This is a genomic window from Sphingomonas koreensis (genome assembly GCF_002797435.1).
In the GTDB taxonomy this organism is placed as follows: Bacteria; Pseudomonadota; Alphaproteobacteria; order Sphingomonadales; family Sphingomonadaceae; genus Sphingomonas; species Sphingomonas koreensis.
Genome location: NZ_PGEN01000001.1, coordinates 14,164 through 27,987 on the forward strand (window position 1 = coordinate 14,164; position 13,824 = coordinate 27,987).

The window sequence follows — 13,824 nt, forward strand, 5'->3', positions numbered from 1 at the left end:
GATGGCGATTGAGCTCAAGATGCCGGCGCTGTCGCCCACGATGGAAGAGGGCACCCTCGCCAAGTGGCTGGTCAAGGAAGGCGACACCGTGAAATCCGGCGATATCCTCGCCGAGATCGAAACCGACAAGGCGACGATGGAATTCGAAGCCGTTGATGAGGGAACGATCGCGTCGATCCTGGTCGCCGAGGGCACCGATAACGTGAAGGTCGGCACCGTGATCGCGACGATCGCGGGCGAGGGCGAGGATGCCTCGGCCCCCGCCGCACCTGCGCCTGCTCCGGCGGCAGAGGCGCCCAAGGCTGTTGAGCCCGAGCCGGGCGAAGATGGTGCGCCCAAGAAGGCGGACAGCGGCACCAAGCAGCTCGCCAGCGACAAGGCGGCGACAGTGGCCGATCCCGAAGTGCCCGCGGGCACCGAGATGGTGAAGACCACCGTCCGCGAAGCGCTGCGCGATGCGATGGCCGAGGAAATGCGCGCGGATGGCCGCGTGTTCGTGATGGGCGAGGAAGTCGCCGAATATCAGGGCGCGTACAAGGTGACGCAGGGCCTGCTCGACGAGTTCGGCGCCAAGCGCGTGATCGACACGCCGATCACCGAATACGGCTTTGCCGGCGTCGGCACCGGCGCGGCGATGGGCGGCCTCAAGCCGGTCATCGAGTTCATGACGTTCAACTTCGCCATGCAGGCGATCGATCACATCATCAACTCGGCGGCCAAGACCAACTACATGTCGGGTGGCCAGATGCGCTGCCCGATCGTGTTCCGCGGCCCCAACGGTGCGGCGAGCCGTGTCGCGGCGCAGCACTCGCAGAATTTCGGCCCCTGGTATGCCAGCGTGCCGGGCCTGATCGTGATCGCGCCCTATGACGCGGCCGATGCCAAGGGCCTGCTCAAGGCGGCGATCCGTTCGGAAGACCCGGTCGTGTTCCTTGAGAACGAGCTGATGTACGGCCGCAGCTTCGACGTGCCGAAGCTCGACGACTGGGTGCTGCCGATCGGCAAGGCACGCATCGTCCGTGAGGGCAGGGACGTGACGATCGTGTCCTATTCGATCGGCGTCGGCGTCGCGCTCGAAGCAGCCGAGGCGCTGGCGGGCGAGGGGATCGACGCGGAGGTCATCGATCTGCGCACCCTGCGTCCGCTGGACAAGGCGACGGTGCTTGAGAGCCTGAAGAAAACCAATCGCATGGTCGTGGTCGAGGAAGGCTGGCCGGTCTGCTCGATCGCGTCGGAAATCGTGACGATCGCGATGGAAGAAGGCTTTGACGACCTTGATGCGCCGGTCATCCGCGTGACCAACGAGGACGTGCCGCTGCCTTATGCGGCAAATCTCGAGAAGCTGGCGCTCATCACCGCGGACAAGGTGGTCGCGGGCGTCAAGAAGGTGACTTACCGCGCCTAAGGACGCTTTTCGGTAATTTCCAGCTCCTGACCCGCGCACAGCGATCGCGTCATCCCTGGAGTATAGTTGATGCCACGCGGATGCCTGGCATTGGTCACGCCGAGGGAACTGTCGTCGCTGGTGTTGCGGGCGTCGCGGACCATCATCGAAGCGATTTCATTGATTTCGCTCGTTGGTGAGAGCGACGTCTTGATCAGGGGCTGGTAGCGGTAGCGAACCTGGACGATCATCGTAACGCCACCTGAAGGCGCCGTGACCTGGCGGCCGGGCAGACCGAAACCCGTGGTGGTACCCGCGCCGATGGTCGTCCTGGTGTCCGTCTGGGTGCCGATGGTGGAGGTCAGGCTGGTCTGGCTGCCTTTGCAGCGCTGCCACCGGATACGATAGCGGCCGGCCGTGGTCTCATGCGGCTCGACGCTTGAGATCGTGACATAGCCGTTGGCCAGCAGGGCCAGTTCGCCCGATTGCAGGTTCGCGCCGGTGAGCAGATCATTGATGTCGGTTTCGTAGATCTTCTTGGATTCGAGCTGGCTGCCGGACCCCATGCGCGCCGAGTTGTCGGCCAGCTGCAATGCGATCTGGCTGATGCGCATCTTGGTGATGATGTAGTTGGTCAGTTCCGCCCCGGTCAGGCTCATCAGCAGCAGGACCGGCAGACCGAAGGCGAATTCGAGCATCGCCACCCCGCTGGTGTCGCGGCCGAGCCGCCGGCCTGTGCCTGCGCTCAGGGCGAGGGGTATCATGGGCAAGTCCTCACGGCCGAGACGGCCTGATCGCCATAGGGCTGGTTGCGCAGGATGGTCGATGCGGTAACCTTGGTCGTGCGCGATCCGCCGATCAGATTGTAGATCGGGAAGAAGCGCGGATAGGTGATCGACGCGGTATAGAGTACCGCGTCCTTCGCGCCGCCCTGGCCCAGATTGCCCCCGGTGCCGTCCCAGCGGCCGTTGTTGTTGGTGTCCTCATAGGGCTCGCCCGGGGTGCCGCCTTGCGGGCCGTCGCACGTTCCGTTGTTGTTCGTGTCAGTCCAGGGCTCGAACCTCGATACGGCGGCATGTTCGTACGACCGGTAGTATTGCCGTGTGATCGAGACCGTCCCGTTGTTGGCCAGCGCCTTGACCTGTGCCTTCACCTTGCCATCGATCTCGTCCTGCTTCGCCGTGGTCAGGCCGGATTCGAGCGACAGGTCGCGTGCGGCCTTCTGTACCACGCCCTGAAGCGCCGCGCGCATGTAGAGCGTGTGCGCGATGTCGAACGCGCCGAGCAGCAGCATGCCGAGTACGGGCGCCACGATCGCGAATTCCACGATGGTAGCGCCGCGCCGGTCCCCGGCAAGTACGCGCGGAAGGTGGACGCGCAGGGTCACCGGGTGAGCCTCAGCTGCGAGATCTGGTCGGCAATCGACTTGAAGGTGTTCTGGAGGTCAGCGGCGGTCGGATTCGAGAAGTAGCGGCCCTCCGACGCACATTGCTCAAGACGATCCTGCGTAGCCTGACTTTGTCCTTCGCCGAAATTGATCACCCAGAGCGTGATGCGCTTGTTTCGGACCCAGCGGCAGATCGCCAGGAAGCGCAGGTTCACCTGCTCCTCCAGCTGTGCCTTGCTGGGGTTGCCAGGCGTCTGGCGGGCGTCGAAGAAGGGAAGACCGTAAGCGGAATAATCGTAATTGTTGGCATTCGTGTCGCCGTCGGTCATGAAGATCATGTGGCGCTCGATCTCGCCGCCGTTCGGCGTCGCCTCGTTCTCGCTCCTGAAAATGCCCGTCGGCGACATGAGGCGTGCGCCCCAGATTATGCCGATATCGTGATAGGTGTTGCCATCGGGGTCGAGCGAGTTGACATAGTTCTGGAAGACTGACGGATCGGTCCAGCTCTGAAGTTTGCGTGCCTCGGTGGGGCAGAAGAACATCGAACTATTGTTGTAGTCGGTGCTGTTGGTGACCGAGTTCACGTTCCAGTTGCCTGTGTTCCCGTCAACCCAATTGGGACCGGTGAAGTTATAGTTGTTGCCGCTGGTTCGCGCGCGCGTGAAGATCAACTGCGGAAGCGCCGGCTTCCAGCGCGATTCGTCGCTGTTCGGCACCATGTCGATATTGAGATCGAGCGCGTCGGTCGGGATCGGATCATAGTCGGTCGTCGCATCGGTCTGCCGTTCCTCGATGCAACCCGACCAGGTGATCGTCGCCTGCGGAATGTCCCGCCCGTTGGAACCGGTGACCGGGTCGGCCACCGACTGCGTCTCGGAATCGGTCAGCGAACTCGGCATGGTGAAGCTGCTGTTCCAGTTGCTACCACCGGCCTTAAGTCCGCTGACGTTCACCGACATCTGGTTGTAGGTCCAGCTGGAGAACTTCTCGACATAGAAGGTCGTCGTATCGGTGCGGCGGCGGCGGCAGCTGCGCGTCGTCCCTTTTGTGTCGGGCGCGTTGTTCCAGCCCCATTCGCCGTTATTGCCGCTCTCGGTTGCCTCTCCGTCATGGGGGAAAGACGACACGACGGTCGGTTCCGGTGCCGGGCCGCCGGAATCGGTCGCCGTCGGCGTGAAATTGGGGAATGTCTCGTTCTTCATGAACGACAGGCATTCGCTCTGGTTGATCGAACCGCCACCGTAGGTTTCCCAATAGGTATTGGTGCGCTGCGGCGGGACGGCCATGTTGGCTCTGCGTGTCTGATAGTCCCACTGATCGACGAAATAGTCGTTGGGCAGCAGCCTGCCGACGTTCACATTGGTCGAATAGGGCACGAAACCGAAGCGGATCTGCACCTGATTGCCCGTGCCGCCATTGGGTTCGTCGCCTTCGCAATCGACGTCGGCCACGTCGAGCCGGGCGACGATCTGGTAGAAGCACTTCACCGCGACCCGAAGCGCGGCGATCCGCGAGTTCGCGTTGCCGTTGCAGCTCGAGCTGCCATTTGGGCAGTAGTTCATCGATCCGGTGGTATCGAGCACGAACATCACGTCGGTGTTCGGCAGCCGCATTTCGGCGTCGCAGCTGACGGTGAGAGTTTCGCTGGTCTTGCCGAACACGCGCATCAGCGTCATCGGCACGACCGCCCGAGCGGTCCCTGTGACCTTGCCCGCGCTTTCGGTGAAGCTGCGGCGCGTGGCCGGTGCCTCGAGCGTGGTGCCATAAGCTTCAGGATTGAAGTTGGCGTCGAAGAAGCGCCCGGCCTCGTCCCGCGCCGCATAATTGTTTGCCGACCAGCTGCCGCCGCCCATCAGCTTGCGCCCCGCAAGCGCGCCCGCGTCACAGGCGTGTTGCAGCCGCGTCTTGACGATGTACATGCGGCTGATGTCCACGCCGCCGCCAACCATGCCTGCCAGCGGAATGATCGATGCTGCGATGATCGCAATCGTGTTGCCGCGGGTGTCGCGTGCGAGTGACGTCAACCATGTGCGGGCGCTGTTCGCGGCCCTTGCGCGCTGGATCATCGATGCCTCGTCCCCGGTTCCATTGAGCCACATGCATCAGGTGCGGCTAACACCCGCTGAAAGCGCATGGTTAACCAATGGTGTATCATCGCCCGGCGACGGAGGTGGCCGGTGATCGCAGAGCCGGAACGGAGGCTTGTCCTGGCCTATGCTCCCGGCGCGGCCGCCGGTCAGGCACTGTCGGCGCTATGGGCGCTGGACGACAAGCTCGCGGAAACGGTGCGCACGACGAGCGAGCCGATGCTGGGGCAGATTCGCCTGCAATGGTGGCATGACGCGCTGGTGAAGCTCGACAGCGCGCCGCCGCCCGCCGAACCGGTTCTGGAGGCGGTAGCGCGCGACGTGCTGCGCGATGGCGTGACCGGCGCAGCGGTGGGGGAGATCGCGCAGGCCTGGCAGGCGCTGTTGCAGGAGGAGCTGGATGCAGTGACGCTGAAGGCGTTTGCACAGCGGGGCGTGCGGCTCTTCGAGATTGCCGGTACGCTGGCCGGCGCGTCGCCTGCGGACCCGCTGGCGCTGGCGGGAGAGGGGTGGGCGCTGGCCGATTTGGCGGGCGGGCTCAGCGATCCGCGTGAGGCAGCGGGCGCGCGGATGATCGCGGAGCAGGCGCTGACAGAGGCGGCTGCGCGTCGCTGGAGCCGAAATGGACGGGCGTTGGGGGCGATGGCGCACCTCGCGCGGATGGACCTTGCAGGCGTGCCCTTCGGATCGCCGCGGCGGACCGGGCGTGTCCTGTGGCACCGGCTGACGGGCAAGTGACGCCTTGCTGCCGCGGATAGAGACGGTAGGCTGACCCCCTGGCTGGGGGAGAGTCGGCATGTGGCGCTATTTCGTGGGCGGCATCGCGGCGTTGTTGATGGCGGGGGCGGGGATATTCCTGTTCCAGAGCCGGGCGACGCCTGAACCGGTGCCCGCGGCACCCAAGGCAGTGCAGCAGGCCGAGGCGAAGGGTGAGGCGGCGCAGCCCGCCGAGGTCCCGCGGGCCGATCGCAGCCGGGAGGAAAAGCGCTTCGACCGCAGCGACAAGGACCGGAACGGCACCGTCACGCTGGCGGAGCTTCAGCAGCCGCGGCGCAAGGCCTTTGCCAAGCTCGATACCAATGGCGACGGCAAGCTGTCGTTCGAGGAGTGGACGGTCCGGACCTCGACCAAGTTCGCCGAGGCGGACAAGGACAAGTCGGGCGGGCTGACCCGCGCCGAATTCGCCACCACCGCCCCCAAGCGCAAGGCCGCGGTGCGGCCGCAATGCGATTGCCGCGCCGAGATCGCCAAGGCGCTGGCCGAGGCGGCGGAGGAATAGCTCAGGCCGCCTTGATCCACTCTGCAAACGCCGCGCGGGCACGAGCGGTGTACATGAGCTTGCGGTCCGCCTTCTTGGTGCGGCCCTCGATCGGGGGCATCAGGCCGAAATTGACGTTCATCGGCTGATAGGTCTCGATCTCTGCGCCGCCGGTGATGTGGCCGAGCAGCGCGCCCAGCGCGGTCTCGACCGGCGGCGGGGCGAGCCTGAGGCCGAGAATCTCTGCGGCGGCGAAACGGCCCGCGAGCAGGCCGATGGCCGAGCTTTCGACATAGCCTTCGCATCCCGTCACCTGTCCGGCGAAGCGGATATGCGGGCGGGTTTTCAGCCGCAGCGTCGGATCGAGCAGCTCGGGCGAGCGGATGAAGGTGTTGCGGTGAAGGCCGCCGAGCCGGGCGAACTCTGCATTCTCGAGGCCGGGAATCGTCCGGAACAGCGCGACCTGCGCGCCATGCTTGAGCTTGGTCTGGAAGCCGACCATGTTCCACAGCGTGCCGCTGGCATTGTCCTGCCGCAACTGGACGACAGCATAGGGCCAGCGGCCGTTGGGAAATTCCTCACACGCGGTCTTGGGATCGTCGAGGCCGACGCCCTTCATCGGGCCGTAGCGCAGCGTATCCACGCCGCGTTCGGCCATCACCTCGATCGGCATACATCCTTCGAAGTAGGGGACGTTCTCCCATTCCTTGAACTCGGCCTTCTCGCCATCGAGCAGGGCCTGATGGAAAGCGAGATACTGGTCCTTGGTCATCGGGCAGTTGATGTAGTCCTTGCCCGTGCCGCCGGGGCCGACCTTGTCCCAGCGCGACTGCATCCACGCCACATCCATGTCGATGCTCTCGCGATGCACGATCGGGGCGATGGCGTCGAAGAAGGCGAGGCTGTCCTTGCCGGTCGCCGATCCGATGCTGTCGGCAAGGCCGGGCGCGGTGAGCGGGCCGGTGGCGACGATGGTGAGGCCCTCTGCCGGAAGCTGGTCCACCCGCTCGCGCACGATAGTGATGTTGGGATGGGCTTCCAGTGCCGCGGTGACGCCGTCCGAGAAATGGTCTCGATCGACGGCGAGCGCGGACCCGGCGGGCACCTTGTGCAGATCGCCCTGCGCCATGATGATCGAGCCGAGGTCGCGCATCTCCTGGTGCAGCAGGCCCACCGCATTGCGCTCGGCATCGTCGGAACGGAAGCTGTTCGAGCAGACCAGCTCGGCGAGACCGTCGGTCTGGTGCGCGGGCGTCATGTCGCCGCTCCCGCGCATTTCGGAAAGCTTCACGCGGATACCGGCATTGGCGAGCTGCCATGCAGCTTCGGAACCGGCGAGACCGCCGCCGATGATATGGACTTGATGGTGGGTCATTCGCTCGAAGTTCATAAAGTTCAGACAATCGAGGGGGTGTCATACGCGTGCTTGACACCTGTCCGCGCGTGCCGGACGTCCTCTTCCAAGCCCTTACGCCAAGGCGGGGCCTGTAGGAAAAGGGAAAGTGAATGCGGGGGTTGTTCTGGATCGCTGTGCTGGCGGGGGCGAGCTACTCGCTGACGTCGTGGGGACTGGCCGACGCGGGCGCATTGAAGGCGGCGTGGAAGACCAGCGGGGTCGCGCTGCTCGCGCTGTGGGCGGCGACTCAGGCACGCAGCGCTGACGGCTGGCTGATCGCGGGTGCGCTGGCGCTGGGTGCGCTGGGTGACCTGTTGCTCGAAACGCACGGCTTCACCGTCGGCGGGGCGGCGTTCGCCGCGGGGCATGCGGGGGCGATCGTGCTGTACCTGCGCAACCGCCGGGCGAACCCGTCGTCGAGCCAGAAGCTGCTGGGCTACATCCTTGCGCCGGCGACGGTGGTGATCTCGGCGTTGCTCGCGGCGCCCGCGGGACAGGCGCTCCCTGTGGGTGCCTATGGCGCGTTCCTGGGTGTCATGGCGGCAACGGCGTGGACGAGCCGCTTTCCGCGTTATCGCGTCGGGATCGGCGCGGTGCTGTTCGTGATTTCGGACCTGCTGATCTTCTCGCGCTTTGGCGCGATGAAGGAGTCGGCGGTGCCGGGCTTGCTGATCTGGCCGACCTATTTCGCGGCGCAGGCACTGATCGCCTGGGGCGTGGTTCAGACGCTGTCGTCGTCCCAGCGGGTGCCGTAGCGAACGATCAGCGCGCAGATCGCGCCGTTGAGCAGGAAGGGCAGAACCAGTCCGGATTGCGCGCTGTCATCGAACAGGAATGCCATCAGCATTCCGAGGATTGCACCGGCAACTGCCCAAGTAATCGGGTGACGGGCACTGGTGCTGCGCGTACCGAAATAGGCCATCCCGAACCCGCCTAGCAGTATAGGAAGAAAGGCGATCGCCATGCCCGGGATCACCGCGATCAGTACGACCGGGAACAGTGTCCATAGCGTGCTCGGTTCGATTCCGAACGGATCGAGGATCATATCCGCGAGAAACAACAGCAGTGCGAAGGACGGGCCTGCGCTGACCATCGCGAGCGCGGCGCCAAATCGATAGTTGAAGTGCATCATCTTCTGTCTCCAGTTCATCCGCGGGGCAGGGGCACCACCATCTTCAGCCGTTTCGCCAGCTGGGGCGCGGCCGCGTCGATGCGGGCGGCGAGGGTGGGCAAGCGGCTGACGGGCACCGCCGGGAACAGGTGGTGCTCGAGGTGGAAGAACATGTTGTAGCTGACCAGATTGAACAGCCGGCCGCGCTGGGTGCGGGCGACCAGCCCCTCCTCACAGCCATGATGGGTGATCCACACCGCGAAGAAGGCGGTGAGGCTCTGCGCCACCAGCATCGCGGCGATGTGGTAGAGCAGCGGCACCCATTGGCAGGCGATTGCAGCACCGATGACCATCAGGTTGAGCGCGAGATCGATCGCCATACGCCGCCGGAGCTGCGGGCCGCCCTGCTTCCAGCCATAGAGGTGGGTCTCGACCGGGAACCGCGGGCCGAAGCGCAGCACCTCAAGCAGGCGCATATTGCCGCACTTCCCCTCGATATCGTCCTCCGTGCCGACCTTCTGGTGGTGGAGCAGGTGGTTGAACGCGACCGAGCTGTTGGAGCCGAGCATCAGGGCGCTCAGCGCATGGAGCACGCGGCGATGCCCGCGTGGCCCAAAGCCGAGATTATGGTGGATCGCCTCATGATTGAGCCGCAGCGCGGTGAGGAAGAACATGAAGGTCGCCGGCGCGGCGAGAAGCCACAGTCCGGCACCGGCGAGGAGGAAGGACAGCGCCAGCCAGGGCAAGGGATGGAGGCATTCGATCAGACCATCGCTTGGGCGCATCGTGACGAGGTCGCGCCAGATGACATGGCGGAGGTCGGGATCGGCGGCGGCGGGGCGGGGGCGGACCATGGCGTTTCTCCCTTGAGCGATTGCGTGCCGGCTATCTGCGGCCTTCCGAGCGCTGGCGGATGACCGCGAGAACGTTGGTCGAAACGTCGCCGATGAACAGCTCGCCCCACAGCTGCGCGTACCAGTTGACCGGTGTCCGGACCCAGTAGCGCGTGGTAAGCGTCAGCCGGGTGCGGCCATTGCCCAGGGGCTGGAGCACATAGCCGCCATCGGTGATGCGATAATGCGGGCTGTCGGGCAGGAGGTGACGATCCTGCATCGCCCATGCATCCATGTCGGTCGCATCGAAGCGGAAGTCCCACCAGAGACGTTTGCCCGGTTGCCAGTCGGTCACCACTTCCTTGAAGCGGATTCCCTCTTGCCACACCACGTGGCGGGTCGCGCCGGCGCCCTCACGATCGAGGCGCGCGCCGATGGGCCGGGGCAGGCCGATCAGATCCTGCGAGAGGTTCCACCGACCCTCGCCGGGCCGGATCTGGCGAACGCCGCGCGCATAGTACCAGACCGTGGCCGCATCCGCATCGATGACGATCGAGCGGGTCACGCTGCCGCCGTCGCGGGCGAGCGGGATCATCGGCTCGACCTGCATCGAGAGCAGCGGGAGCAGGAGCAGCGCGGAGGCGCGGAACACATTCTCGACGGGTTCCTCGCGCTTGCGCAGCCGCCAGGTGAGGTAGCCGCCGAGCGCGCTGAGGGCGAGCCAGAATGGCGCGAGCATGATGACGCAGATCACGCCTTCGCGCAGGAAGACCAGCGATGCCACGACCACCGCGGCGAGCAAGCAGAGTGGGATGGTGCCGACATAGAAACCGCGCGACCGCTGGGCGAGCGGATCGCCGACATAGGTGACGAACGCGGTGACCACGCTGGGCAGCACCAGCAGGAAGGTGAAGCTGATCAGACCGGAGGGGTTTGCGAACTCGATCAGCAGATAGACGCCGAGCGCGAAGGCGAGGCCGAAGCCGATCGCGCCCGCGATGCGGAGGGCGGCTTTCCGGGTGCGGTTCTGTGCCATGATCGGCCCCTTCTGATCTCTACGGTTATTTCGGAAATTTCAGAAACTAGCTGATGCGGGAAATCGAGGCGTCGGACGCGGTACGAAATCAATCCTTGTTGCGGGAACCGGGGATGAAGCGGGCGACCTTGCCGCCGAGCTTCATGAGGGTGACGAGCGTAGGCTTGGGCAGCACACGGACCTGGTCGTACCAGCCGCCGAGCGTGCCGATGAATTCGTGCATCCGGCCGACGCGTTCGCGCACCTGGGGCGGGGCGGTTTCGTCCGCGGCGAGACGTGCGGCGAGTTCGCCGAGTAGGTGGATCGTCGGATCGACCTCACGCCGCTTGCGCTCGGCCACGATCCGCATCAGCATTTCCCACAGATCGGTCTCGGCGATGAAATGGTCGCGGCGGTCGCCCTCGACATGGACGCGGCGGACGATGCCGTAGCCTTGAAGCTCCTTCAATGCGGTCGAGACGTTGGAGCGGGCGAGTCCGAGGGTCTCGACGATCTCTTCGGCATGGAGCGGGCGATCGGCGAGGTAGAGCAGCGCATGAACCTGAGCCACGGAGCGGTTGACGCCCCATTGCGTTCCCATCTCGCCCCAGTGGAGGATGAACGCCTTGGCGTCGGGATGGTCTGCGAAGCGGGTCATGTTGGTTATTTCTGTAATTTCAGAAATTGAAGGAGTCAATGATGATCGACCATCTCGGCATTCCGGTGCGCGACATCGCGGCCTCGCGGCGCTTCTACGAAGCCGCGCTGGCGCCGCTAGGCTACCGGGTGATGAGCGCAGCGACCAATGGCCTCGGCAACAACATCGTGCTGTTTGGCGTGGACGAAGTGGATTTCGTGATCGCCGATGGCGAGCCGGTGAGTAGCGGCGTGCATCACGCCTTTCGTGCGGAGAGCCGCGCGGCGGTGGACGGTTTCCACACCGCGGCGCTGGCGGCGGGTGGAAAGGACAACGGCCCGCCCGGAATACGAGAGCAGTATCATCCGCGCTACTATGCTGCCTTCGTGATCGACCCCGATGGGATGAACGTCGAAGCGGTGTGTCATCTGGCCGAGTGAGCGGAACCGCGCTCCTTGTGCCGGACTAGAACCGGAATTCGATCGTCGGCCGCCGTGCCGTTTCGACAAACCCGAGCTTGCGCGCGAGATGAAGCGAGGCGGCGTTGCTGGCCATGGCGGTCCAGTGCGGCGTGATCCCTGCGTCCAGCGCGTCGGCAAGCCAGGCGGCGCACGCATGGGCGGCGAATCCGCGACCCTGATCTTCCTCATCGAAGGTCAGCAGGTTGATTTCCTGCCGCCCGCTCCACGCAGCGCAGGAAAAGGCGAGGCTCACCGCGCGATCGCCCTCCATCACCGCGTGGCCGATGCCGTGAGCGAGGAAGTGGCCGGCGCCGGGCCAGCTTTCGAGCAGGCACTCCGCGATATCCTCATTCGCTGCGAGGGCGTCGTCGATACGCCTGGTCGAGAAGCCGGCGGGTAGCGCTCGCCGATCCGGCAGGTGCGCGTTACCAGCGAACGCGAAATAGCATTCCTCATCCTCTTCCGGTTCGCGCCGGGCGAGAACGGGGGCGAGCGCCCGCTGCCAGGCGGTGCTGTGGAGCACTGCGATGAAGGTATCGCCGCCGCAGGAGGCCAGCGTGTCCGGCCCGAGCTGCCGGTCGAGGAAACGATCGAAATCGTCTAGAAAGGCGCGGTTCTCAGGGTCTCCGACAAGGAAGCTGACGATGCCCGTCTGGTCGATCAGCGCGGTGCGCGGCTGTTCGGGATCGTCGGCATAGACCGCGCCGAGATTGGTGCCGGAGAGGATCGCGTTGAGGCTGAGCGCGTTGACCGCGTCGTCCGGGCCGAGCAGCGGGAGGATGCGATGATAGTGTTCGGGCGCGAGTTTCCGGATCATGCCGTGGGCTGTATCGATGGGCGGGGGAATTGCCACGGTTATATCACGGATTGCGGGGCATAATTGTTGAACACTGCACGCTGCTGACAGCGGAGAAGAATCGATCGGCTAGGCTGGCTCTTCATTTCTCGGGAGAATGTGATGATCGATCATCTGGGTGTTTCGGCGAGCGACTTCGAAGTCTCGCGCCGCTTCTATGACGCGGCGCTGGGAGCGCTCGGCGCAAGCGTGGTGATGGAGGTTACCCCGGCGATGACCGGCGGCATGTATCACGGCATCGGCTATGGGAAGCACGGCAAGCCGGACTTCTGGCTGAGCAATGGCGGGCCGAAGGGGACAGGTATCCATATCGCGTTCGTCGCGGAGAACCGGGCGGAGGTGGACGCCTTCCACGCAGCGGCGATGGCGGCGGGCGGGCGCGACAATGGCGGGCCGGGCATTCGCGCGCATTATCACCCGGCCTATTATGGTGCGTTCGTCTACGACCCCGACGGGATCAATGTCGAAGCGGTTTGCCATAAACCGGAGTGACGGGAGCAGCGGAATGAAGGTCTTCACCATCGGCTATGAGGGCGCGACGATGGAGAGCTTCCTCGCTGCGCTCGAAGGGGCAGGGGTGCGCCAGGTGATCGACGTCCGCCAGCTGCCGCTCTCGCGCCGGCCGGGCTTCTCCAAGGCCACGCTCGCTGCGACGCTGAAGGAGCATGGCATCGGCTATGTCCACCTCAAGGCGCTGGGTACGCCCAAGCCGGGGCGCGACGCGGCGAAAAAGGGGGACCGGGTGACGCTGGAAGCGGTCTATGCCGGTCAGCTCGACCTGCCCGAAGCTCAGGCTCAGGCCGCGCAGATGCGTGCGCTGATCGCGGAGGCGCCGAGTGCGCTGCTCTGCTTCGAGCGCGACCCGGCCATGTGCCACCGCACGCTGTTGATCGCTGCGGAGGGTGAGGGGGCGGAAGTCGTCGACCTGATTCCTTAGGCCCGTTCGTCCTTGGGCGATCCCATCACGATGTACGAGGTCAGCGTCGAGACCTGGGGCAGGGCGCCGAGCACGTCGGTGTGGAAGCGCTTGTAGGATGCGAGGTCCTTGACCTCGACGCGCAGCAGATATTCGATCGTGCCGGTCACATTGTGGCACTCGCGGACTTCGGGCGCGGCGTCGATCGCGCGTTCGAAATCCTGTTGCTCGCTCTTGGTGTGGCGCGACAGGCCGACCGCGATATAGGCAGTGAAGCTGATCCCGAGCGCGGCCTGGTCGAGGATCGCGCGATAGCCCTTGATGACGCCGATCCGCTCGAGATCCTGAACGCGGCGCAGGCAGGCCGAGGGCGAGAGGCCGACTCGCTCGGCAAGCGCGAGATTGGTGATCCGCGCATTTGCTGTCAGTTCGTGCAATATATTACGATCTATGGCGTCGAAATCGGTCATATATTGCAGATTG

The 13,824-nt window shown here is 65.0% G+C and carries 17 protein-coding genes; 7 read left to right on the forward strand and 10 right to left on the reverse strand.

All coding sequences use genetic code 11. The features are described 5' to 3' along the window. Position 1 precedes the first annotated feature (1 nt). Positions 2 to 1,405, forward strand: a complete 1,404-nt coding sequence (locus BDW16_RS00085; RefSeq protein ID WP_066579860.1) for a pyruvate dehydrogenase complex E1 component subunit beta — start codon at positions 2 to 4, stop codon at positions 1,403 to 1,405. Here the strand turns inward: BDW16_RS00085 and BDW16_RS00090 are convergent. The 3 genes from BDW16_RS00090 to BDW16_RS00100 are packed head-to-tail and all read right to left on the reverse strand — an operon-like array spanning position 1,402 to position 4,870. After that, positions 1,402 to 2,148, reverse strand: a complete 747-nt coding sequence (locus tag BDW16_RS00090; protein ID WP_066579862.1) for a TadE/TadG family type IV pilus assembly protein — start codon at positions 2,146 to 2,148, stop codon at positions 1,402 to 1,404. The genes BDW16_RS00085 and BDW16_RS00090 overlap by 4 nt on opposite strands. Beyond that, entirely contained in the window at positions 2,145 to 2,771 is a 627-nt protein-coding gene (locus tag BDW16_RS00095; protein ID WP_066579864.1) for a TadE/TadG family type IV pilus assembly protein, read from the reverse strand. The genes BDW16_RS00090 and BDW16_RS00095 overlap by 4 nt, the downstream gene beginning before the upstream one ends. Next, the gene (locus BDW16_RS00100) at positions 2,768 to 4,870 is read right to left on the reverse strand and encodes a TadE/TadG family type IV pilus assembly protein (RefSeq protein WP_066579866.1); all 2,103 of its coding nucleotides are present in this window, start codon (positions 4,868 to 4,870) and stop codon (positions 2,768 to 2,770) included. Before BDW16_RS00100 ends, BDW16_RS00095 begins: the two co-directional genes overlap by 4 nt. 78 nt (positions 4,871 to 4,948) lie before the next feature. On the opposite strand from BDW16_RS00100, the gene BDW16_RS00105 reads away from it, so the two are divergent. Next, entirely contained in the window at positions 4,949 to 5,596 is a 648-nt protein-coding gene (locus BDW16_RS00105) for a hypothetical protein (RefSeq protein WP_241230511.1), read from the forward strand. Positions 5,597 to 5,654: 58 nt separating this feature from the next. Next, the gene (locus BDW16_RS00110; RefSeq protein ID WP_066579872.1) at positions 5,655 to 6,137 is read left to right on the forward strand and encodes an EF-hand domain-containing protein; all 483 of its coding nucleotides are present in this window, start codon (positions 5,655 to 5,657) and stop codon (positions 6,135 to 6,137) included. Position 6,138: 1 nt separating this feature from the next. Here the strand turns inward: BDW16_RS00110 and trmFO are convergent, their stop codons facing one another. Then, positions 6,139 to 7,491 (reverse strand): methylenetetrahydrofolate--tRNA-(uracil(54)-C(5))-methyltransferase (FADH(2)-oxidizing) TrmFO, encoded by a 1,353-nt coding sequence (gene trmFO / locus BDW16_RS00115; RefSeq protein WP_066580022.1) that lies wholly within the window; start codon positions 7,489 to 7,491, stop codon positions 6,139 to 6,141. 131 nt (positions 7,492 to 7,622) lie between these two features. On the opposite strand from trmFO, the gene BDW16_RS00120 reads away from it, so the two are divergent. After that, complete coding sequence (locus BDW16_RS00120; protein ID WP_066579874.1) at positions 7,623 to 8,267, forward strand: lysoplasmalogenase family protein; 645 nt, start codon at positions 7,623 to 7,625, stop codon at positions 8,265 to 8,267. Here the strand turns inward: BDW16_RS00120 and BDW16_RS00125 are convergent. From BDW16_RS00125 to BDW16_RS00140, 4 genes are all read right to left on the reverse strand, one after another. Further along, positions 8,234 to 8,644 (reverse strand): hypothetical protein, encoded by a 411-nt coding sequence (locus tag BDW16_RS00125; protein ID WP_100362668.1) that lies wholly within the window; start codon positions 8,642 to 8,644, stop codon positions 8,234 to 8,236. The two genes, BDW16_RS00120 and BDW16_RS00125, sit on opposite strands and share 34 nt — an antisense overlap. Before the next feature lie 14 nt (positions 8,645 to 8,658). After that, positions 8,659 to 9,477 (reverse strand): fatty acid desaturase, encoded by an 819-nt coding sequence (locus tag BDW16_RS00130; RefSeq protein ID WP_066579877.1) that lies wholly within the window; start codon positions 9,475 to 9,477, stop codon positions 8,659 to 8,661. A gap of 31 nt (positions 9,478 to 9,508) precedes the next feature. Further along, the gene (locus BDW16_RS00135; protein WP_066579878.1) at positions 9,509 to 10,492 is read right to left on the reverse strand and encodes an SRPBCC family protein; all 984 of its coding nucleotides are present in this window, start codon (positions 10,490 to 10,492) and stop codon (positions 9,509 to 9,511) included. Between the two features lie 88 nt (positions 10,493 to 10,580). Next, on the reverse strand, positions 10,581 to 11,129 hold the full coding sequence (locus BDW16_RS00140) for a GbsR/MarR family transcriptional regulator (RefSeq protein ID WP_066579880.1): 549 nt from the start codon (positions 11,127 to 11,129) through the stop codon (positions 10,581 to 10,583). A gap of 41 nt (positions 11,130 to 11,170) precedes the next feature. Between BDW16_RS00140 and BDW16_RS00145 the strand changes: the two genes are divergently transcribed. After that, positions 11,171 to 11,548, forward strand: a complete 378-nt coding sequence (locus tag BDW16_RS00145) for a VOC family protein (protein WP_066580024.1) — start codon at positions 11,171 to 11,173, stop codon at positions 11,546 to 11,548. A gap of 25 nt (positions 11,549 to 11,573) precedes the next feature. On the opposite strand, the gene BDW16_RS00150 is transcribed toward BDW16_RS00145, so the two are convergent. After that, positions 11,574 to 12,386: a GNAT family N-acetyltransferase gene (locus tag BDW16_RS00150; RefSeq protein ID WP_066579882.1), complete on the reverse strand. Its 813-nt coding sequence runs from the start codon at positions 12,384 to 12,386 to the stop codon at positions 11,574 to 11,576. 141 nt (positions 12,387 to 12,527) lie between these two features. Here BDW16_RS00150 and BDW16_RS00155 point away from each other — a divergent pair, with 141 nt between their 5' ends. Together BDW16_RS00155 and BDW16_RS00160 are read left to right on the forward strand one after the other, a co-directional pair. Next, entirely contained in the window at positions 12,528 to 12,917 is a 390-nt protein-coding gene (locus BDW16_RS00155; RefSeq protein ID WP_066579886.1) for a VOC family protein, read from the forward strand. 13 nt (positions 12,918 to 12,930) lie between these two features. Continuing rightward, positions 12,931 to 13,362, forward strand: a complete 432-nt coding sequence (locus BDW16_RS00160; RefSeq protein ID WP_066579888.1) for a DUF488 domain-containing protein — start codon at positions 12,931 to 12,933, stop codon at positions 13,360 to 13,362. Here BDW16_RS00160 and BDW16_RS00165 read toward each other — a convergent pair. Beyond that, a complete protein-coding gene (locus BDW16_RS00165; protein ID WP_066579890.1) occupies positions 13,359 to 13,811 on the reverse strand; it encodes an Lrp/AsnC family transcriptional regulator in 453 nt (150 codons plus the stop codon). The genes BDW16_RS00160 and BDW16_RS00165 overlap by 4 nt on opposite strands. Between the last annotated feature and the right edge of the window lie 13 nt (positions 13,812 to 13,824).

What these genes read in the sequence shown, in the direction of transcription:
- BDW16_RS00085 (WP_066579860.1), top strand. Translation starts at nt 2, where the DNA reads ATGGCGATTGAGCTCAAGATGCCGGCGCTGTCGCCCACGATGGAAGAG.
- BDW16_RS00090 (WP_066579862.1), bottom strand. Translation starts at nt 2,148, where the DNA reads ATGATACCCCTCGCCCTGAGCGCAGGCACAGGCCGGCGGCTCGGCCGC.
- BDW16_RS00100 (WP_066579866.1), bottom strand. Translation starts at nt 4,870, where the DNA reads ATGTGGCTCAATGGAACCGGGGACGAGGCATCGATGATCCAGCGCGCA.
- BDW16_RS00110 (WP_066579872.1), top strand. Translation starts at nt 5,655, where the DNA reads ATGTGGCGCTATTTCGTGGGCGGCATCGCGGCGTTGTTGATGGCGGGG.
- trmFO (WP_066580022.1), bottom strand. Translation starts at nt 7,491, where the DNA reads ATGACCCACCATCAAGTCCATATCATCGGCGGCGGTCTCGCCGGTTCC.
- BDW16_RS00120 (WP_066579874.1), top strand. Translation starts at nt 7,623, where the DNA reads ATGCGGGGGTTGTTCTGGATCGCTGTGCTGGCGGGGGCGAGCTACTCG.
- BDW16_RS00125 (WP_100362668.1), bottom strand. Translation starts at nt 8,644, where the DNA reads ATGATGCACTTCAACTATCGATTTGGCGCCGCGCTCGCGATGGTCAGC.
- BDW16_RS00130 (WP_066579877.1), bottom strand. Translation starts at nt 9,477, where the DNA reads ATGGTCCGCCCCCGCCCCGCCGCCGCCGATCCCGACCTCCGCCATGTC.
- BDW16_RS00135 (WP_066579878.1), bottom strand. Translation starts at nt 10,492, where the DNA reads ATGGCACAGAACCGCACCCGGAAAGCCGCCCTCCGCATCGCGGGCGCG.
- BDW16_RS00140 (WP_066579880.1), bottom strand. Translation starts at nt 11,129, where the DNA reads ATGACCCGCTTCGCAGACCATCCCGACGCCAAGGCGTTCATCCTCCAC.
- BDW16_RS00145 (WP_066580024.1), top strand. Translation starts at nt 11,171, where the DNA reads ATGATCGACCATCTCGGCATTCCGGTGCGCGACATCGCGGCCTCGCGG.
- BDW16_RS00150 (WP_066579882.1), bottom strand. Translation starts at nt 12,386, where the DNA reads ATGATCCGGAAACTCGCGCCCGAACACTATCATCGCATCCTCCCGCTG.
- BDW16_RS00155 (WP_066579886.1), top strand. Translation starts at nt 12,528, where the DNA reads ATGATCGATCATCTGGGTGTTTCGGCGAGCGACTTCGAAGTCTCGCGC.
- BDW16_RS00160 (WP_066579888.1), top strand. Translation starts at nt 12,931, where the DNA reads ATGAAGGTCTTCACCATCGGCTATGAGGGCGCGACGATGGAGAGCTTC.
- BDW16_RS00165 (WP_066579890.1), bottom strand. Translation starts at nt 13,811, where the DNA reads ATGACCGATTTCGACGCCATAGATCGTAATATATTGCACGAACTGACA.